Consider the following 19,322-nt stretch of genomic DNA (forward strand, 5'->3'; position numbering starts at 1 on the left):
AGTTTACAGCGAAGCTAGGACAAAAGAGGGCAAAAGAACAAAAAATTGTCTGAAAAAGTAAGAAAGTGAACGTTAAATGAAAAAAACCTAACATTTGCTTATTTTTAGTGTTCCAATTTTCGATTTTTAAAGGGTCATGGCAAATAAAAATCTACAAGAGCTACCAAAATTTGAAGATAATTGGAGTTATCTCTACTTCGAGAAAGGGAAAATCGATCAGTTTCAAAAATCAATAGCCTTTCATTTTCTCGAAAAGACCGTCCCGATACCTATTGAAACGATTACTTTACTGATGTTAGGTCCAGGAACCACGATCACCCATGAGGCAATCAAAAGAATCAGTGAAAGTCGCTCACTCGTGGCGTGGACTGGAGAAATGGGCGTTCGATTTTATTCCGCAGGGTACACAGGAACGTATTCTGCGAAAAATCTCCTTAAACAAGTTGAAAGTTATGCGAATCCACTAAAAAGAGATCGCATTGTTCGCCGAATGTACCAAATGCGCTTCCAAGAGGTTCTCGATCCGTCTTTGTCAATTGAACAAATTAGAGGGAAAGAGGGAGCAAGAGTTCGTAATATCTATAAAACATATTCCGAATCCATCGGTGTTGAATGGAAGGCCCGCTCCTATGACCAGTCAAATTGGGATTACTCGGATCCCTTGAACAGAGCATTATCGTCGGCAAATGCTTGTTTATATGGAATCGTTCATGCGGCTATTTTAAGTTCAGGATTTTCTCCAGGCATCGGATTTGTGCACACAGGAAAACAATTATCATTTGTGTATGATATTGCAGATTTATACAAATCAGAAGTTTCGATACCTCTCGCGTTTGATGTTGTTAAGGAAAGCAATTTCGATGTTGAACGACGTGTCCGATTTCAATGTAGAGATTATTTCAAAGCCGCAAAACTGATGAAACGTATTATTCCCGATATAAAGGAGTTGCTCTATGGTGGTGATATTAATGCAGAAAGCGAAGATTTCCCAGAGGGGAGAGATGTCGCGATTAGCTATTGAAATCAAGGCGGGTGTCTTTGTTGCAACGATAAACGCGCGGGTTCGAGATGAACTCTGGAAACGAATGACGGAGGAGTGGCGAAATCCATGTATCATGATCTTCAGCATGAATAACGAACAAGGTTTTGAGATTCGAACATTTGGTGATCCAGAACGTGAGGTTTTAGACTTTGATGGCTTATTTCTCTTGGCTCGACCTTCAGAAAACCGAACCTCGGATGATTTGTCAGAGGTTGATGATACAAAAATAGATTGAAAGGCCTGTCAAGTGATAGTTTACTATACATGTATTTAGCCTATTCCCCACGCATGTGGGGTTGAACCGAACTCATCGCCTTTCTTGATATCGAACAAAGCTATTCCCCACGCATGTGGGGTTGAACCGTGACCGTTTTGCTTTTTTCTCTTTTTCCTCTTCTATTCCCCACGCATGTGGGGTTGAACCGAAGCTGAAACAGCTTATAGGGAAAATGCATAACTATTCCCCACGCATGTGGGGTTGAACCGACTCTCCTTATGCCAGAAACCAAAAGGGAAAACTATTCCCCACGCATGTGGGGTTGAACCGATTACGCCATCCTGGAGATTTATCCTGTCAGCCTATTCCCCACGCATGTGGGGTTGAACCGGCCACCCAAAGTCGTTCCCTGTTAGGGTTACTCTATTCCCCACGCATGTGGGGTTGAACCGTCAAACAGGCTTTTATTGGTTCGGTCATTTCCTATTCCCCACGCATGTGGGGTTGAACCGGGACAAGGGCTTTTTTTTCGCCTTCAACGATTCTATTCCCCACGCATGTGGGGTTGAACCGACGAGTACGCTATGATTTTTACGCGCGAATTTCTATTCCCCACGCATGTGGGGTTGAACCGTAGACCCGGAGCAACGAAGCCCCGTAATTTTTCTATTCCCCACGCATGTGGGGTTGAACCGGATTTCATTTAGTACCCCAGGGATTCGTATTTCTATTCCCCACGCATGTGGGGTTGAACCGAAAGTCTTTTCAGTTTCTCGTCTGTTGTGCCACTATTCCCCACGCATGTGGGGTTGAACCGGATTGGTCCTACCGTCGGCCCTAAAGGAGTGACTATTCCCCACGCATGTGGGGTTGAACCGAAAACGAGGTGCTTGCGGTGTCATATGATGCCTATTCCCCACGCATGTGGGGTTGAACCGTAATCTCCTATATCTATCAAATACTCTGTTCTCTATTCCCCACGCATGTGGGGTTGAACCGGAGGATTGAATCCGCCATTAACTATCCCTTTTCTATTCCCCACGCATGTGGGGTTGAACCGTCTAACGGACTCGTTACCTTTGAACCGATCCGCTATTCCCCACGCATGTGGGGTTGAACCGCAGAATACCAAATCAGAGGATATTTGAAAAGCCTATTCCCCACGCATGTGGGGTTGAACCGCGGAACTACTGCCGTAGCAGATGCAAGCGTTACTATTCCCCACGCATGTGGGGTTGAACCGCTAAAAATGTATGAGGGGGTCGCACACTTTTTCTATTCCCCACGCATGTGGGGTTGAACCGGTGGTTATCCTTGCAACAAGGCGGGATACTCGCTATTCCCCACGCATGTGGGGTTGAACCGTCACAAGACACGGACATATCACTCCTTTAGGGCTATTCCCCACGCATGTGGGGTTGAACCGGATAAAGGGTTTTGGCAAAGGTCATTAAATTCCTATTCCCCACGCATGTGGGGTTGAACCGAAATTTGTTCTTCATTTAAACGGTGGTATTTTCTATTCCCCACGCATGTGGGGTTGAACCAATAAATAACAAATCGGAGGGTGAGCCGATACTCTATTCCCCACGCATGTGGGGTTGAACCCCACGGCTGGATTGTAAAGAACCACAAATTTACTATTCCCCACGCATGTGGGGTTGAACCGGTATCAATGTCAATGTAGAGTTTAGGGATATGCTATTCCCCACGCATGTGGGGTTGAACCGTTTCGGCGTTTATCATAGACGACTTGCGAATCCTATTCCCCACGCATGTGGGGTTGAACCGTAGCCCAGTTGCCTTAGTGTAGTTGTTGTTACCTATTCCCCACGCATGTGGGGTTGAACCGCAACATTATCTCCAAGGGTAGACGGATCTCCTCTATTCCCCACGCATGTGGGGTTGAACCGCGGAAGCGAAGCTTTGCTTTTGTGGTTGAAAGCTATTCCCCACGCATGTGGGGTTGAACCGTTCTCGAGCACCTCTTCATCCAGGACACAACGCTATTCCCCACCCATGTGGGGTTGAACCGCTGAGAGCTTACATCGTCATCGTCACCTTTAGCTATTCCCCACGCATGTGGGGTTGAACCGAAACCGACGTTGCAAAAAGACAAGCACTCGCACTATTCCCCACGCATGTGGGGTTGAACCGGATGGCTCTATGCTGAACGAGCGTCTCGCAATCTATTCCCCACGCATGTGGGGTTGAACCGCAAGATGAGTTCCCACCCCGCTCGGCCCGATTCTATTCCCCACGCATGTGGGGTTGAACCGCATGGGGCAACGCAAATTTTGGTTCCGTTTCGCTATTCCCCACGCATGTGGGGTTGAACCGTGCAAGAGCCTTTTCTAGTGCCTCGCCTGTAACTATTCCCCACGCATGTGGGGTTGAACCGAAAGGTAAGTCAAAAGAATGAAAGTTCATCCACTATTCCCCACGCATGTGGGGTTGAACCGCTTTGGAAAATCATGGCTGGGCAAATGCAAGCTATTCCCCACGCATGTGGGGTTGAACCGGAATTGATTGTTACGGATGAAATCACAGTAGCTATTCCCCACGCATGTGGGGTTGAACCGATAGAAAGGCACTTAAAGAAAAGTATCTCCCGCTATTCCCCACGCATGTGGGGTTGAACCGTTGAATGAAGAGTGAAAGGGAAAGCAACGTCCCTATTCCCCACGCATGTGGGGTTGAACCGATCAGAGTTTGGCATAAGGATCTTAATAACAACTATTCCCCACGCATGTGGGGTTGAACCGTATATTTGTATATTGATACGGTAGGGGACATTCTATTCCCCACGCATGTGGGGTTGAACCGTAAACCTAGACGGTCATTGGATGAGGATTGTACTATTCCCCCCCACGCATGTGGGGTTGAACCTAACGCGAAGAAGGCTTGCCTGACGTATTGCACCTCTGTTCATTTATAACAACTCTTAGGTTATGGCTGGAGCCACTCTCTTCTTATCGTTGAGCGAAGTGAAAAAAATTTGCCCTCTACTTTAATAGAATCCTTAAAACCATGTATTTATTTCTGGTCAAGGCACCGGCATGTTTGCTTCATTTTCTAAATTGCTACCAATTTTCAAATCAATACCACTTATGCACATTAGGTGATGCGGGGACGATCTTTGATTTTAGCAAGAACTCGTGAGATATCTGGCATAGTTATTTTCCTTGACTTTTTTTCTGGGAAAACGATAATCTCAGTGGAGTCTTCTAGGTGTTCCCACCAGGGGCATTTGGAGCCCGGCGGTTAGGAATGCCTCTATGGCTACCCTAAGTGCTGGCACGGGGATTAATGAGGCCAGTAATCGAGGTTCATCTTCTCTGAAGAGAGGTACCTTGGTAGCTTTAAAGATTTGTCGAGGGCACACGGACGGACAAAACGACTTTTTCAAAGGTCTAGCTACCCGAAAGAACCTAACCCTCATTCTTTTCATCAAATTTTGAAAACTTTTTCAGTTTTTTGTGAATTGGCATTTCATAGCCAGTTAATACCCGATGCCCATTTTCTTTAATTATAAATGCTACGACTTTCTCATTAAATTGCGCTTCTTTGGAGGCTATTGCCAACCTATCTGGATAATTTTAACTTCATGTAATTCACCAGATTCCAATGTCTTCGCAAGTTTTTGGAAAAGAACCAAAAAGTCTCCTTCCGTATTATATTTACTATTTTTTTCGTTTTTCCTACTTTCAATAATATTTGCTAAACCAAATCCCCACTTGCCGTCCTTCCCATAAGGGAAATCTATCCCACCAATATCATCTCTTGTTACAATATCTGGGATATACCGAGATTTTTCTTTTAACAAACGTTTAATCCCTTCCTTAGCGGATAGAGATGGTCCCTGCAGCAGGGATCGCAGTGGAAATCCGCCTAGGATTGCAACGGAGAGCCCGGTCGTGCCTACTTACTGTTTACTGATAAATCAAACTGCGAGCTGCCCACATCTTTTGTCCTAGGTCTTGTGTAAAATTTGGACAAAGGAGAGATAAGATGCGTTTCTTTGGTTTTCAATTTCTTATTTGTGCGGTGACTGTTGGCCTATCTGCTTGCTGGTTTCCCGAACTCGTGCCCGATCGGGACTGTGCTCTACCATGTAAATACTATACACAAAGGCTCAAGGTACTTGCACTCCAAGAGGAATACGATTTGAAACTCAGGATCTGGGAATACCACCTGGGGATGATCCTCCAGGGAAGGTAGCGATAGAAGGAAACTGTCCCATCGGGAAAATAGACACTATTTTTGATAGTAAGAACCGATGAGAATCTTACATATTGTCTTCTATACAGATGAAGGCTCAGGGTTTTTTCTCTATTTTGTATGCTGTATCGGTTTGTCTGTCTTGCCAAAAGGGAGATTGGTCAAACCTATGTGACCCAGATTCCCCAGCCCGCGCGCAAATCATCGTTCTTTCTGCTCTGACTTCTAGTAACCAAAGCCCTTGCCTATTGGAATCTGGCCTCGGCCGACTAAGCCCAGCCGACTTTTCAAAAAAAGACATCACTTCTTTTTCCATCCCTTCTCTCAACATAACAGGAATTATATCTGAAAACAGAATACAGCTGACGGCTGATAATTTAACATCTCTCACACCTTTGGTCGCAAAATTCACAACAACTGGAAAGTCGGTTACCGTCAATGGTGTTGAACAAATCAGTGAAGTGACGATCAACTCCTTTGATACAAATCTCACATACGTAGTCACAGCATTAGATAATTCTACCAAAAGTTATGTGGTCACTCTTACGGCTCCAAGAACTTACGGTAGCTCATCTCTACGGGTATGGTTACGAGCAGACTCACTTGCCTTAAATGATGGAGATGCAGTGCAAACTTGGAATGATGTGAGCGGCTTTGGGAACAACGCTACGCAAAGTGTTGTATCGCAACGGCCAATCTTAAAAAAGAACCAGATCGGAACTCTTTCGACAGTTCAATTTAGATCAGGAAATACTCAAAGACTCGACTTCTCAGGAGCCACAGGTCTTTACATAACAAATAGTGGTTCTTTTTTCGTCGTTATGAAACTGATAGGTACGAATGCCCTAGGGACAACGATATTAAACCTTCATCGAGCACAAGGAAGGGAGTTTTCCTTGGTACACTTAACAGGACAATTTTTGGTTTGTCGTAACGGACTGGCATGCGCTCAATCTTCGGGCTTCGCTCTACCATTTAACAGCTATGTTGCGATAGGAAGTTTCCAAAATGCAAACACAACCGTCACGGAATTATGGAATGGGGATTTTAAAGGATCTATCTCAGCTGTGGGTGCAGATTTTGACTACTCGGGTGGAGGTACACCAGGCGAAGGGTATTTAAATAATGGAAATCTAGACGCTGACATTGCGGAAGTTTTGTTTTTCAATACGCTCATCACGCAAAATGAACAAGACAAGATCTTTTGTTATCTGCGTGCAAAATACAATTTAACTGCAACGACAACTAGCTGCGGAAACTAAAGGGCTTCAAAAAATACAGTCAATCTGTACTCCCACTTCCTCTGCTTTGAGGATCGGATCTCTTTTTGTAAATGTTTTCCATTGGAAACTTTGTCTCTCCTTCCATGTCTGGCCACTTACCTCTGTATTTAGAAACAGATCTAAAAAAGTCACCGCTAAGAATAAACCAAGAGATACGTTTTGACGATTGGTATATTGCTGTTTGGTGATAGTAGCGCCAGAAAAAGGATCAACTGTATCCTCCTGTAAAGTATCATAAAAATTAAATCGAACCAAGGCTTCCACAGGACGCAATGTATCATTTTCAATTCGATTCGAAGTGTTATACAAAAAAATGATCTCTCTGTTGTTTAAAACATCTTCAGGAGGATTACGGTATTTAGAATATAGAAAAAGAAAAAATAATTTACTACTTACAAGAGAAATACCTTCTCCGTATTGACCCCTGGTAAACGAGGCAGAATAAAATGGTAAAAGTGAATAGTAAATCGGAACCGAAGGAATCGGTTTTTGTGTTGTAGACTCCGATATGGAAGTTGATTTTTCTATCTCTTCCAAAGGAACTTCTTCTTTTTGTGTGATTTGCGGGTATTGTATAGGTCCGGGCTCTATCGATAGTACTTCACCTTTGGAAATATATTCTATTTTTTTATCGACATAAAGCAATTTGATTTTGTCTCCTTCGAGATAAGATTTAACATTGAGTATCTTTTTACCAGATTTGAGAGTCACAATGTCTGCCGACAGGGAATGAATTCCAAAGAATAGCAGAATAGAAATCTTAACTTTGCACATATAGTTAGAAAAGGATGCTCCTAATTTCAGAAACAGAAATGGACTGTAACTTTCCCTTTCGATTTAAAATATAAATATCCTCATCCTGCCATATTTCATCTACTTCTAAGATAAGACCTGTCTTTAAAATGACTTTATTGCCTGGTACTGATTGTATTTTTTTTGGAGAAATTTGATCTACACTTAGGCGATTGTTGGTATTTGCATCTTCTCGCAAAGAGTTAAATGCATTGCGAAGATTGGAATTTTTTTCCTTTTTTGCTTTTTTCAAAGAAAAATTCTGTGGTGAGGAAAGAAGAAGCTCCTCTCCTTCTTTGATGGATAGATTTTCTCTTTGTGAATCAGCTTTCTTGAGATGACTGAATAAAACTTCCCCTTCAAATATACTTAGCTTGGTATTTTCCGTTTTTGAAATATAGACAGAGGTTCCTAAAAATTGAACCGTATAATCCTCTCCCAAATATACCACTAACTTTTCTTCCAATGAAGATTCCATAGTCGTGATATAGAATACACCTTTGACTACATCTACCTTCCATTCGCCATTCTCAAAGGAAATGTTTGCCAATGAATGTGGTAAGATACGGATACGTTGTCTTCGTAGACGCTTGAATTCAAAATCACAGCCTGACATTTCTTTGGTCTCGATCATGATTCTTTGGGGAAAATCAGATTTTGTTTGGCAAATTCCTAAACTTCGTATCAGAGTAAACTGCGCCGAAATTTGAGGATCTTCCACCTGTTTGTTTGCCAAACTTACATAAACTCCCCATAAGATTCCTAAAAACAGTAAGGCGGCCGTTGCCAGTTGATACTTACGAAAAGGTGATGTTTTTTTCTTAGGAATTGTAAGGCTCAATTTATGGATTTGAGAGTCCATCTTGGATAGCTCTTGGAATGTTCTATGCAACTGAGTGGATCCTTTAACCAACTTGGCTAGATGCGCCTCCTCCTCTTCTGTCAATGCATCGAAAATATAATCAGCAACAAAAGCAGAGAACTCCTCGCCATGTGATTCATAGTATGCAATGGGATGGTTCCAAGTTTCTTTCTTCATAACTTGCCTAAAAATATATCTCTTAAATCTACTAGAATTTTTGAATATCGTCTCGATATGGTCCTTCGATTCAAGCCGAGAGATTTTGCCATCTCATCCAAAGTCATTGCCTTAAATATCTTCATATGAATGATACTTCGATCTGTTTCTTCTAATTTTTCAATGCAGTCTCGTAACTGTACAATATGTCCCTCGTCAAATTCTGAAATTTCGTGCCTGGGTGAAGTTAGATGGTCCATATTACTTTCTAAATCTACAATCCTAAGCTTTTTTTTCCTTTCTAAATCGAGAAAATGATTTTTTAAAATCCTTTTTGCCCAGGTGATGAAGGAGCCTTTTTCTGATTGAAAACTTTGCTCTGCTTGCAAAATCTTTATGTACGTTTCTTGTAAAAGATCTTCCGCCTCTACTTTATCATGGCACAAGAACAAAGCATATAGATACAGTCTATCATGGTTCTCTTTTAATATCTCTTCAAATTGGGAAGAACTCATGTATCATTTGATATCTATAGGGAGAGTTACGGTTGGCAAGCGAATCTTTTGTAGAATGGAATGGAACTGCCAAATTTCCTTCCCATTCACCATTCGGCATTTCAGTCTGAATCAAATGTTTGTTGTACAACCTGTGAACTCTACAGTTCCCGAGGAGCTACCAGAAGTTCCTGAATAGGAATAACTGGCTGAGTCGGTGGAAAAATTGATCGTTCCTCCGCCTGTTCTTGATCCTGTAATGACAACTGTTGCCTCTCCACTCACAGGTTTGCAAGTTGATGCATCCCAAACGACATCTTTAAACGTTGTTAGCGTATCAAATTTAAGGATATTGTGGCTTACCTTTACAGAACCATTAATCGTCCTTCTGCGGTTAGAACCTGTTCCACTTACAGTATGTACGAGTGCTGTGGGAGTTGTAATCGAGTGATCGAAAATTGTGGCCCCTCGGGAATTGCTTCCGATTCTTGATTCAGTGATGGTTACACTATAGGTACTGGAAGAAGAGCTTACGGCAGACCAGGTGGCCTGGGAAGCAATCCTTTCATTTCCAGATGTAATTCTTTCGCCTGTGCCAACTACTTTGACAGAAATGGAACGAAAGCGATCGGTTATGGTGCGGTTCAATGCGACTTTCAGATTGCTTCCTATTTGTAAGTAGGGACTAGTGGTAGCCAACTGGTCCCAGTACACTTCCCGATTTCCGTTTTGTAGAAAGCGACTTGCGCGGAGTAAAATGCAATCATTGAAAACTCTTCGTCCAAAAAAGGAGCTAGGACCCGTTCCCGTAAATGGAGCTGAGCTTGCTTCAATTGTTCTGCTAATCGTTCCTCCTCCCAGACAAGTATACGTAGAGGTAAAGGTGGCGGCCATCAAACTAGAGTCAGGGAAAGCCAATCCTCGCATAAAATCTTCTATCTTAAGCTTTAGGTCTAAGAAGGGATTTGGATGAGATCCAAGGAAGGCAACGGATGCTCCATCGGAAGTAATCGACTCCATTGAAGAAGTACTCGCATCTAAGCTCTGTTCAATGGTTGTCCCTATGGGGTCGGAATCTTGCCCTTGGTTGGCAAGGAGTAGAAATGTGAAGAGTCGATTTCTGTCTCTGTCCTCTTCTTCGGCTTCTTGTCGCGCTTTTCTGCAGGAAAAACTCATACATATGGCCACTAAGGAACAAATCAAGGCAATGTGTTTCATAGAATACTCCAGTCTCTTTATTTATAAATACGCAAAAAACAAATTATAGGGGCATCTAAATCAGAAAAAATTACGTATTTGCAGAAGCTCTCTGAAAATGTGCAAGAAGGATAAGTTCCATCCAATCGATAAAGATCCGGACTCGTTTGGCAAGGAGCCTCCGTTGTGGGTATACAATTTTCATTTGCATAGGTTCAGCAGGAAAATCTGGCAAAATTTCGACTAAACTTCCCTCTTCCAATTCCTTTAAAATTCCGATTCTTGGAGTTTGGCAAATTCCTAGTCCTGCTAGACATGCAGCTTTGTATGCATCCGCGGTATCAACCTGAATCTGACCATTCATAGGATATTCTACATATTCCTTACCATCGTAGTATTCAAATCCAGGATTTGGGACTCCAACAAGAGTATTAAAAAAAACCAAAGAATGTGTTTTTAAATCTTCAATTTGTTTTGGAATACCATGCTTCTTCAAATACTTGGGGCTCGCTACATTGGCGAACTGCACTATTCCTAACTTTCTTTCTGCTAAAGCATTGTCTTTGTAATTTCCCCCTCGCACAACGCAATCTATACCTTCACGAATGAGGTCGACCCTTCTTTCAGAGCTTGAGAGTTCGATTTGTACCAAAGGATAGGTTTCTAAAAAATCAGGGATGCGAGGAATGATAACATCGCGAGCCACTGGATTAGACATATCAACTCTGATTTTACCAGAAATGACACCAGTATCTTTCTGAAACATTGTTTCCACTTCATCTATATCATCTAACAAATCTTTGATTCGATCATAAAAACTTCTACCTTCAGAAGTAAGTTTAACAATTCTCGTTGTTCTCTCAAACAATCTTGCGTTCAAATGTTTTTCCAAAAGACTTATAGTCGATGAAATAGAACCTTTTGTTAGGTGAAAATGATTGGCAGCCGCACTGAAACTTTGAAACTCTGCCACTCTCGCAAAAACCCGCATTGCAAAGACTCTGTCCATATACCTTAAACCTATTGTTCTATATTATTATACAATACGACTCTTAATTTAGCACTGTATATAAAAAAAGAACTATTCTTCCCTCCCGCCGTCAAGTACTCTCGGCTTTAAGAGACTTTTAGGAGAAGGAAAATGGATCGAAAACATATACTCATTACAGGTGCTGGCGGAGGTTTCGGTTTGCTCACAGTAAAATTCTTGTTAGATGCAGGTCATACTGTGATCGCAAGCTTGAGAGATACCGAGGGCAGGAACCAGACAAAAGCAAACAATCTCAAGGAAATGGGAGCCAAAATCATAGAGATGGATGTGACGGACCAGAATAGTGTCGATCGCGGTGTAAAGAAAGCAATTGAAATGTCGGATCACATTGATGTTTTGATCAACAATGCTGGTGTAGGTGTTTTAGGAGTCCAAGAAACCTTTACGGACAATGATTTACAAAAATTATTTGATATCAATGTGTTTGGAGTACATCGTACCACAAGAACCATATTGCCTCATTTGCGGAATCTGAAAACAGGACTCATCATAAACATATCTAGCTTATTAGGGCGAATTGCAGTTCCTTTTTACGGGCCTTATAATGCTTCAAAGTGGGCACTCGAGGCTCTCTCTGAAAACTATCGTATCGAGTCTTCTCAATTTGGAGTTGATGTTTGTATCGTAGAACCAGGCGGTTACCCAACTAGCTTTATTGATAATCTAATGCGACCTTCCGATGTTCTGCGAATTTCTTCCTTGAAAGAATTGTCTGATACTGCCGAAGGATTTCTCAAAGGATTTGAAGAGGCATTGGCGCATAACCCTCTACAAAATCCAGTCGATGTCGCAAAAGCTATCTTAGGTTTGGTGGAGACAAATGCAGGCAGTCGACCATTCAGAACGGTAGTCGATAAAATGGGAATGGGAAATCCGATCGAATCCTATAATGCCTCGTTGGCCGACATCACAAAAGCTATCTTTACAAATTTTGGAATCGCACATTTGTTACAGCTTAAAGTAAATTGATTCGGATCCCCTTAGCAAACTGTCTCAATTGTTAAGGGGATTTCGGTGTTTCGACTGGAAATTATTTCGTAACGTATGTTCTAACTAAATTGATTGGCAGTTTGCCTATTCTTGATTTTCTATCCATAACACAAACAATTATGCAACTTGAGAAAGCCCTTAAAGACAAAATCAACCAAAAGACAAAACCCTTAGGATCTCTCGGAAGACTAGAAGACCTTGCTTATCAGATTGGACTTGTCCAAAACCGCCTTGATCCTGTTTTACGAAGCCCTACTATACTCGTGTTTGCTGGAGATCACGGAATTGTTTCAGAAGGTGTAAGCGCCTTCCCTCAAGAAGTGACCTATCAAATGGTTTTTAATTTTTTACAAGGAGGTGCGGCCATCAATGTTTTCTCAAATCAAAATGATATTGCACTCCAAGTCATCGATGCTGGCGTAAATTTTGATTTTCCTCCTCATCCAAAGTTGATTTCTGCAAAAGTCGCCAAAGGAACCAAAAACTTTTTGAAAGAAAAAGCAATGAGCACGGTCGAACTCGAGAAAGCCTTATCGATAGGCCAAAAACTCTGTTATGAATTAGCATCAACCGGATGTAATGTGATTGGATTCGGAGAAATGGGAATCGGCAATACTTCTTCAGCTTCCATGTTGATGTCTTATATCACTGGCCTACCTTTAGAAGAATGTGTAGGAAGAGGGACTGGTTTGAATGATGCACAACTGACAAAAAAACTCTCGGTCTTAAAAAATGCTCAGTTGTTTCATGGACCAATGTCAAATCCAAAAGAAATACTCCAGTCTTTTGCCGGTTTTGAAATGGCAGAGATGTGCGGGGCAATGCTTGCAGCTTACGAACAAAAAATGATTCTTTTGATCGATGGTTTTATCGCATCTGCAGTTTTTTTAGTCGCTCAATCAATCCTTCCGGAAATCAAACACAATGCAGTGTTTTGCCATTTGAGCGATGAGGCCGGCCACCAAAACTTATTGCGATTTTTAGGTGTTGATCCATTACTCAAACTCCAGATGCGCTTGGGGGAAGGTACGGGATGTTCTGTCGCCTATCCAATATTAGAAAGTGCAGTTCGATTTTTAAACGAGATGGCAAGTTTTGAAAGTGCACAAGTTTCAAACAAGGACAATCAATGAAAGAACAAGTTAGGATTTTTTTTACAGCATTGATGTTCTATACTCGCATCCCGTGCCCCAAAGAGGTCGACCATTCTCCTGAGTACATCAACAAAGCCACTCGTTATTTTCCACTCATAGGTTGGATCGTAGGCAGTATTTCGTTTTTGGCGTATTGGATAATTTCTTATGTTTTTGGAATGCAGCTGGCTGTTTTGTTTTCTTTAGTGGTTGGAGTCCTTTTGACAGGAGCATTCCACGAAGATGGGTTTGCAGATGTATTTGATGGATTTGGTGGTGGCTGGAGCAAAGAAAAGATTTTAGAAATCATGAAGGACAGTAGGATAGGAGCATTCGGCGCGATTGCACTTATTTTTTTGTTTTCTCTCAAGTTTTTGGCACTTCACAGTGTATTGATTTCCTTTGGCAAGCACCATTTATTATTTGTAAGTCTGCTGTTTATCGCATACCATGCCTTGGCTCGTTTTTCAGCGATATGCTTAGCCTTTACATCAGAATATGCAAGAGACGATGAGCTTTCCAAAGCTAAACCTATCGCAAAGTCACATAGCAAAGCGGAGGTGATTGGAGCGAGTCTCTTTGGCCTGCTGCCAATTGTTTTGCTTTCCTATTTCCATTGGCAAATGGTCTTTGTAGTGTTCCCTCTTATCCTTCTTGTTCTTTATGCCAGGTCATACTTTCAAAAATGGATCGGCGGCTACACTGGGGATTGTCTTGGGGCTCTTGAGCAGGCCTCCGAATGTTTGATCCTTCTCACTTGGATCACCTTGGCAAAAATGATGTGAAGGTAAGGCCACTTCGGGCATCACTGCACATTCCTCGCTACAACTCCATCAATGTCGCCCCCGTTGTCGAAGGCATGTGGATATGTATAAGGATTGCCGGTAGCCGGATTTGTTACTGCCGAGGCTGAGGTAAGTTTGATAAACTTGAAACCAGATGTTTTGATCTGGTCGCGCACTGTAGTTGTGCAAGTACCGCTTGCTGTCACTTGGTCCAAATCAAAGCCGTCACCACCTCCCTTCAGAAAACCGTTTCCGGTTGAGGTAAACAGCTCCTCAAGAGAGAAAGTCTTGCTTCCCATATTATAAATGACAGGCCTCAAACCAGCAAAGCCTCCCCACGAAGATATCTTATTGAGAGTCGAGGAAGTGGAGTCGTAGGTTAGAGGGAAACCACAGTAGACAGAATTATCCAAAGATACCTCCACCACCATCGGATCCATCGCATAACGATCACTTGTATCACTAAGCTTGAATGGATTTTCATACACAATAAAGTCTATACCGCTACCATTTAACACTGATTTACCGCCCCAAGAGAGGACAGCACTTGCACCAGTCCCAGTTAAATTCATGGCATACACATCTAGGGAGCCAGAAAATTCTCCTCCACCACATATTCCATTGGTTGCCTTTGATGAATCGTTAAAACCATTCACTGTGGAACTGCCGGAGACAAAATTTGTCGCAATGGGTATATCTGATGGAAGAGTTATTACTGGACAAGGAGTAGTATTTGTTGACGATGTTCGTGTTTGTGAGGCAAGGAGTAACCCAAGAAGGGGACTGTCGTCTTGTTTTTTTTCTTCCAGTACATCACAAGAAATGAACATGATACTGCTTAGAATGAGAATTTGTTTGAACATGCTTACCTACCTTGGCTTAAAGAACAGCCCCGAAATACCTCTGGGGCCCCTTTACCATTTACAAGCATGCAAAGGATAAGTTTGCAAAGAGCCCATACCTCGAGGTTGTCTTTGCGGGGAAGATCTGGCTCTTCGCTTCCTTTACTTTCATAAGGAGAGAACGAATCTACAGTTGCGGGTCAGCACAGGATTTGCACCTGTTTCCTCCCTAAAGGATAAGGATAGCGTGGAAAAAATGCCTGAACTGTCAACGGTAAATCCAAAAAGATTTCAGCTCAAAACTATACAATTTCATAAGTTTCCAAACTAATCTTTTCAAACACTTTTGGTTATTACCTATGCTATAAATACCTAAGATGGCAACCGTTTACCGATGTTATAGTCTTACAATATAACACTCGTTTATACATTAGATGAACGAAAAAGAATTCTGTTTTGATTTGCACAGTCTGTCTTCTCTTTTTGCAATGTGGAACACCCTTCTCAGCACGGGAGCAATGTTACAAAGAAGAATTCTGCGACATAGCTGGTGGAGATTGTATACTTAGGACATTATTGATCAATGCATTGCTTTCACCTTCATCAGACTCTTCAAGTTCTACGAGTTCTTTGTCTGCTGGCTCCACTTTTAGTGAGTTTGAACCCAATGATAATTTTTCCACAGCCATTTCCATTTTTCCAAGCACCACATCCTTGTACTCGGGACGGGCAGGGACAATCGATTCTGTATCTGATGTGGATGTTTATTCGGTTAGCTTTACTTCTTTCCTGTGTCTATGCCAAACGCACCTACAAAGCTGAGTGCGGTAGTAAACACTCTTTCTAAATCATCCAAAGGCTCCTCCAATGGGAGCCCAGGTTTGCTTGTTTTACGATTTATTCAGAGGAAGATTTGCCTTTTTTTTACATAAAAGAACACTTGACTTAGAAGGGATTCAATCTTTAGAATGAGGATAGAATCTCCTCTATGGTAGGCATTTTTTTTCAGTCTTCATTTATCATTGCTTCCGTCGCCTACCTCCTCTACTTAGACACGCAACCCACATTTACAAAAGAACTTCTAGCAAATACAATTTTGAGTTTTCTTGTCTTTTCTTTTTGGCAAAAAAAAAAATTCAAATCTTTTGATTCCTATTTTTTTGCCTTAGCTTCTCTCACTTTAATTTTATACTCCGCCATAACTGCTACGATCTTTTTGCCTGATTCACAAGTGGCACGACAAAAACTTTACCTGCGTTTTGTTTTTTATCTTAGTTCGGGTGTATTCTATTGGCTGTTATATAAGGAGATCGATAAAAAAATACTCTTACTATATGCGATTTTAGCTAGTTCACATATCTATTTTTTTCGGTACCATTATACATCTATAGCCATTTTATTGTATTTAATTGCAAATTTGCACTTACTGAAAGAAATCAAAATGGCAAAGGGTAACTTTTTTGATCTCTTTTCTGTTGCACTTCTAGCATCTATCCTTGTTTCCACGATATATTCTTTCTTTTACAATGGTAGTTATTCCACCTATGGGACTTTTCACTTTTTTTCAGGTTTTTTGATTTATCTTTTTTTCAAACTCTTAGATCAAAAACAAATCCTCAAAACTCTTTTCATAAGTCAGTTTTTTTATTTGATCTGTTTGATTCTTTATTCCATGTTTATCGTACTTTACTTTTTCTATAATGATTTCCAACCGAACTTTTCTTTGCGTATCGGCGGATTTCATGTAAGCAACATCGGAAGTATGATTCTTGTTAATCTTCCAACCACCATCGGACTTTATCTCTTACAACCATCCGAGAAGAAGCAAAAGCTTATTTATCTATTCATAGTCTTTCTTTCTTTAGTTGTCCTATACTTTACACATTCTAGGGCATCAATACTTGGAGTGATTATTGGATGTACCACTCTATTTTTTGTTTATGTAAAATTAAGTCCTGATCGAAAAGGAAAACTTTTACCGATCTTTACATTCTTTTTTTTGTTCGCATTGGTTTTTCTCGGAAAGAAAATAATCGATTCAGATGTCTTCAATACAAATTCTTTGTCGGCTCGAAAGTCGATCTGGGAAGCCTATATAGAAAGAGTAATTCATCATTCCCTTCTATTTGGTTTTGGTTCAAACAATGAATTTTTTCATAGTTTTTTGCCCATTCAAGAACTCTCTCCACAAGTAATAGGAGATTTAAAGTTTTATTTCCAAAACTTCCAGGCATTCCCACATGCTCATAATTTATATCTGCAGATCTTTTTTAATTATGGTTCAGTAGGTTTTGCTATCATGATTATGATGATTATTTACACCGCAACCAAAGCCTGGAAAATGTTTAGAAATAAGAGCATCTCGCCTTCGGAAGGAATTGCTTTAGCAATTTTATCATCACTTTTTTTTCAAGAAATTTTTGATTATACGATGATTGATGCTATGACCTTTTATCAGGCAATTCTTGCGATCGGAATTCTTTCGCATCCATTTCAAGCGAAGGAAGGTAACAATCAAAAGCCTCTTTCCTTTCCTCCAAAATACCTCGTTGCGATTCAGATCGTCCTTATGGTATTTATTATTCTTTTAGGCTTCAATCTATGTTTATCGGAAAAAATCAAATTACTGTTCCGAAATCAATTCACCATAGATAATTTTTCAAACTTGAAATTCAAAGATGGAGTTGCGGACAATCAGATATTAATCAGCAGATTCATGACAATTGATCCTTTATTCTTACCTCTACCAATCGATGAGAAGAAAGAGCAATTTGCCGGCCAAGTCTACTTAGAAATATTTCATAAGTCAAAGGATAGATTGTTTTTGGAGAAAGCCTCTGGACACTTTCAATCCTGTATACGAATCTTTCCTTATTCCGCAGTTTGTTTAAAACGACTTTCAGAAATCGAGAGCTTGAAAGGTGATGCGAAGAATGCCAAAGATTTTGAATCTTTGTACAAACAGAACGACCCATTTGGATTGGTTGTTCCCTAAACCCACTCATACTTCTTTAAAATGGATTGCATAAAATGGTTTTTGCGATTAGGAAAGACTAAATGGAAGCAGAGTTTTGGTACAAACGTTGGGAGAATTTAGAAATCGGATTCCATGAAGAGTTTCCAAATCCATTTTTGGTAGAGTATTTTTCTAAATTGCAGTTACAGGCGAAAGGTACTATTTTTGTTCCTTTATGCGGTAAGACCAAAGATATTTCCTGGCTCTTAGAAAGAGATCTTCAGGTAGTTGCCGTTGAGCTCAGTCCACTCGCCATCACGCAATTGTTTACTGACCTAAAATATAGTCCCGAACGTACTCAAGTTGGAAATCTTACGTTATGGGAGGCACCTAATTTAAAAGTATTTGAAGGAGATATCTTTCAATTAGAAAAAGAGCAGATTGGCTCTTTTGATGCCATCTATGACAGAGCTGCTTTGGTAGCCTTACCCTATGGTATGCGAGTACAATATGTACATAAATTAAGGTCTCTAACTGATACTGCCAAAATTCTTCTGATATGTTTTGAATACGACCAATCTTTAGCCTCGGGACCTCCGTTTTCAATTTCTGAGGAAGAGATCAGAAGCCATTATGGGCAAAACTTTGAACTAAACTTATTCACAGAAATGACACTAACGGGAGGTCTTAGAGGAAAGATACCAGCAAAAGAAAAAGTATGGTATCTAGAACCCAAACCACAAGCTTCACCAAAGATTTAAAAATGGACACGAAGGATAACTAGAGAATCACTTTCTTTTGCGTTCGGTTACCAATGATTGGTTTATCTTTTTTGTATGTTCTTGTCCGATGGTTGTATTGAGAGAAATACTCAAATCTTCCCATGCCTCTTCTAAGGAAGGAAGAATATCCAATCCTTTTGCTGTCATAGTTAAGTATTTTGATCTTCCGATTCTATTCTCCGAAATTAATTTTTTTTTCTGCATTCCTTTTATTAATCGTGTTACAGTTGATCTATCCAAATTCATTAAATCTGCTAAGTCAGAGGGCTGAATCGTTTCTCCCTTTACTTTTCCTAAACTTAATAAAAAAAATGCCTGACTTGGAGCGAGTCCGAATGGCTCAAATGCCTTAATAGCCAATTTATCAATCGTTCGAAACAGTCTGCTTACATTAAAATACAAGCAGCCAATAAAATTTGGACATAAACGATCTGAAACAGCCGACATAAGTCCATTCTATGATAAATCAAAAATAGAAAAACAAATTTTTTGCTTGCATACCGAACCAATATTATTGCA

At 40.8% G+C, this 19,322-nt stretch carries 18 protein-coding genes and 1 CRISPR repeat array; of the genes, 9 read left to right on the plus strand and 9 right to left on the minus strand.

Annotation, left to right across the window (positions count from 1 at the left end):
- The first annotated feature begins 136 nt into the window (after positions 1-136).
- A complete protein-coding gene (gene cas1e / locus DI060_RS11535) occupies positions 137-1,021 on the plus strand; it encodes a type I-E CRISPR-associated endonuclease Cas1e (RefSeq protein WP_108976741.1) in 885 nt (294 codons plus the stop codon).
- A complete protein-coding gene (gene cas2e / locus DI060_RS11540) occupies positions 1,002-1,277 on the plus strand; it encodes a type I-E CRISPR-associated endoribonuclease Cas2e (protein ID WP_439956911.1) in 276 nt (91 codons plus the stop codon). The genes cas1e and cas2e overlap by 20 nt, the downstream gene beginning before the upstream one ends.
- A gap of 40 nt (positions 1,278-1,317) precedes the next feature.
- A CRISPR array of direct repeats spans positions 1,318-4,149; the repeat unit is 29 nt; unit sequence CTATTCCCCACGCATGTGGGGTTGAACCG.
- Between the two features lie 684 nt (positions 4,150-4,833).
- On the opposite strand, the gene DI060_RS11545 is transcribed toward cas2e, so the two are convergent.
- Positions 4,834-5,085, minus strand: coding sequence for a hypothetical protein (locus DI060_RS11545; RefSeq protein WP_108976745.1), 252 nt, complete (start codon positions 5,083-5,085; stop codon positions 4,834-4,836).
- A gap of 185 nt (positions 5,086-5,270) precedes the next feature.
- On the opposite strand from DI060_RS11545, the gene DI060_RS11550 reads away from it, so the two are divergent.
- On the plus strand, positions 5,271-5,480 hold the full coding sequence (locus tag DI060_RS11550) for a hypothetical protein (protein WP_108976747.1): 210 nt from the start codon (positions 5,271-5,273) through the stop codon (positions 5,478-5,480).
- A gap of 74 nt (positions 5,481-5,554) precedes the next feature.
- Entirely contained in the window at positions 5,555-6,742 is a 1,188-nt protein-coding gene (locus tag DI060_RS11555) for a DUF5018 domain-containing protein (RefSeq protein WP_135355046.1), read from the plus strand.
- Between the two features lie 6 nt (positions 6,743-6,748).
- On the opposite strand, the gene DI060_RS11560 is transcribed toward DI060_RS11555, so the two are convergent.
- The 5 genes from DI060_RS11560 to DI060_RS11580 form a co-directional block, all read right to left on the minus strand.
- Entirely contained in the window at positions 6,749-7,474 is a 726-nt protein-coding gene (locus DI060_RS11560) for a hypothetical protein (protein WP_209452035.1), read from the minus strand.
- A 67-nt stretch (positions 7,475-7,541) separates the two neighbouring features.
- Positions 7,542-8,594: a hypothetical protein gene (locus tag DI060_RS11565; protein WP_108976753.1), complete on the minus strand. Its 1,053-nt coding sequence runs from the start codon at positions 8,592-8,594 to the stop codon at positions 7,542-7,544.
- Positions 8,591-9,088, minus strand: coding sequence for an RNA polymerase sigma factor (locus tag DI060_RS11570; protein ID WP_108976755.1), 498 nt, complete (start codon positions 9,086-9,088; stop codon positions 8,591-8,593). Before DI060_RS11570 ends, DI060_RS11565 begins: the two co-directional genes overlap by 4 nt.
- A 111-nt stretch (positions 9,089-9,199) precedes the next feature.
- Positions 9,200-10,285, minus strand: coding sequence for a hypothetical protein (locus DI060_RS11575; RefSeq protein ID WP_108976757.1), 1,086 nt, complete (start codon positions 10,283-10,285; stop codon positions 9,200-9,202).
- A gap of 70 nt (positions 10,286-10,355) precedes the next feature.
- On the minus strand, positions 10,356-11,273 hold the full coding sequence (locus tag DI060_RS11580) for a LysR family transcriptional regulator (protein ID WP_108976759.1): 918 nt from the start codon (positions 11,271-11,273) through the stop codon (positions 10,356-10,358).
- Positions 11,274-11,405: 132 nt separating this feature from the next.
- Between DI060_RS11580 and DI060_RS11585 the strand changes: the two genes are divergently transcribed.
- The 3 genes from DI060_RS11585 to DI060_RS11595 all read left to right on the plus strand — a co-directional run bounded on the left by DI060_RS11585 (position 11,406) and on the right by DI060_RS11595 (position 14,223).
- On the plus strand, positions 11,406-12,284 hold the full coding sequence (locus DI060_RS11585; protein ID WP_108976761.1) for an SDR family oxidoreductase: 879 nt from the start codon (positions 11,406-11,408) through the stop codon (positions 12,282-12,284).
- Between the two features lie 137 nt (positions 12,285-12,421).
- On the plus strand, positions 12,422-13,438 hold the full coding sequence (gene cobT, locus DI060_RS11590) for a nicotinate-nucleotide--dimethylbenzimidazole phosphoribosyltransferase (protein WP_282097149.1): 1,017 nt from the start codon (positions 12,422-12,424) through the stop codon (positions 13,436-13,438).
- The gene (locus DI060_RS11595) at positions 13,435-14,223 is read left to right on the plus strand and encodes an adenosylcobinamide-GDP ribazoletransferase (protein WP_108976763.1); all 789 of its coding nucleotides are present in this window, start codon (positions 13,435-13,437) and stop codon (positions 14,221-14,223) included. Before cobT ends, DI060_RS11595 begins: the two co-directional genes overlap by 4 nt.
- A gap of 20 nt (positions 14,224-14,243) precedes the next feature.
- Here the strand turns inward: DI060_RS11595 and DI060_RS11600 are convergent, their stop codons facing one another.
- Both DI060_RS11600 and DI060_RS18975 read right to left on the minus strand, forming a co-directional pair.
- A complete protein-coding gene (locus tag DI060_RS11600) occupies positions 14,244-15,086 on the minus strand; it encodes an LIC_13355 family lipoprotein (RefSeq protein ID WP_108976765.1) in 843 nt (280 codons plus the stop codon).
- Between the two features lie 500 nt (positions 15,087-15,586).
- Positions 15,587-15,748, minus strand: coding sequence for a hypothetical protein (locus DI060_RS18975; RefSeq protein WP_167836988.1), 162 nt, complete (start codon positions 15,746-15,748; stop codon positions 15,587-15,589).
- A 305-nt stretch (positions 15,749-16,053) separates the two neighbouring features.
- Between DI060_RS18975 and DI060_RS11605 the strand changes: the two genes are divergently transcribed.
- Positions 16,054-18,060: an O-antigen ligase family protein gene (locus DI060_RS11605; RefSeq protein WP_108976767.1), complete on the plus strand. Its 2,007-nt coding sequence runs from the start codon at positions 16,054-16,056 to the stop codon at positions 18,058-18,060.
- A 62-nt stretch (positions 18,061-18,122) separates the two neighbouring features.
- The gene (gene tmpT, locus DI060_RS11610) at positions 18,123-18,782 is read left to right on the plus strand and encodes a thiopurine S-methyltransferase (RefSeq protein WP_108976769.1); all 660 of its coding nucleotides are present in this window, start codon (positions 18,123-18,125) and stop codon (positions 18,780-18,782) included.
- 27 nt (positions 18,783-18,809) lie between these two features.
- Here tmpT and DI060_RS11615 read toward each other — a convergent pair whose 3' ends face one another.
- Positions 18,810-19,250: a MarR family winged helix-turn-helix transcriptional regulator gene (locus DI060_RS11615; protein WP_108976771.1), complete on the minus strand. Its 441-nt coding sequence runs from the start codon at positions 19,248-19,250 to the stop codon at positions 18,810-18,812.
- Positions 19,251-19,322: the final 72 nt, after the last annotated feature.

This window comes from Leptospira ryugenii (assembly GCF_003114855.1).
GTDB classification, from domain to species: Bacteria; Spirochaetota; Leptospiria; order Leptospirales; family Leptospiraceae; genus Leptospira_A; species Leptospira_A ryugenii.

What these genes read in the sequence shown, in the direction of transcription:
- cas1e (WP_108976741.1), top strand. Translation starts at nt 137, where the DNA reads ATGGCAAATAAAAATCTACAAGAGCTACCAAAATTTGAAGATAATTGG.
- DI060_RS11615 (WP_108976771.1), bottom strand. Translation starts at nt 19,250, where the DNA reads ATGTCGGCTGTTTCAGATCGTTTATGTCCAAATTTTATTGGCTGCTTG.
- DI060_RS11595 (WP_108976763.1), top strand. Translation starts at nt 13,435, where the DNA reads ATGAAAGAACAAGTTAGGATTTTTTTTACAGCATTGATGTTCTATACT.
- cas2e (WP_439956911.1), top strand. Translation starts at nt 1,002, where the DNA reads ATGTCGCGATTAGCTATTGAAATCAAGGCGGGTGTCTTTGTTGCAACG.
- DI060_RS11550 (WP_108976747.1), top strand. Translation starts at nt 5,271, where the DNA reads ATGCGTTTCTTTGGTTTTCAATTTCTTATTTGTGCGGTGACTGTTGGC.
- DI060_RS11580 (WP_108976759.1), bottom strand. Translation starts at nt 11,273, where the DNA reads ATGGACAGAGTCTTTGCAATGCGGGTTTTTGCGAGAGTGGCAGAGTTT.
- DI060_RS11570 (WP_108976755.1), bottom strand. Translation starts at nt 9,088, where the DNA reads ATGAGTTCTTCCCAATTTGAAGAGATATTAAAAGAGAACCATGATAGA.
- DI060_RS11565 (WP_108976753.1), bottom strand. Translation starts at nt 8,594, where the DNA reads ATGAAGAAAGAAACTTGGAACCATCCCATTGCATACTATGAATCACAT.
- DI060_RS11605 (WP_108976767.1), top strand. Translation starts at nt 16,054, where the DNA reads ATGGTAGGCATTTTTTTTCAGTCTTCATTTATCATTGCTTCCGTCGCC.
- DI060_RS11585 (WP_108976761.1), top strand. Translation starts at nt 11,406, where the DNA reads ATGGATCGAAAACATATACTCATTACAGGTGCTGGCGGAGGTTTCGGT.
- DI060_RS11575 (WP_108976757.1), bottom strand. Translation starts at nt 10,285, where the DNA reads ATGAAACACATTGCCTTGATTTGTTCCTTAGTGGCCATATGTATGAGT.
- tmpT (WP_108976769.1), top strand. Translation starts at nt 18,123, where the DNA reads ATGGAAGCAGAGTTTTGGTACAAACGTTGGGAGAATTTAGAAATCGGA.
- DI060_RS11600 (WP_108976765.1), bottom strand. Translation starts at nt 15,086, where the DNA reads ATGTTCAAACAAATTCTCATTCTAAGCAGTATCATGTTCATTTCTTGT.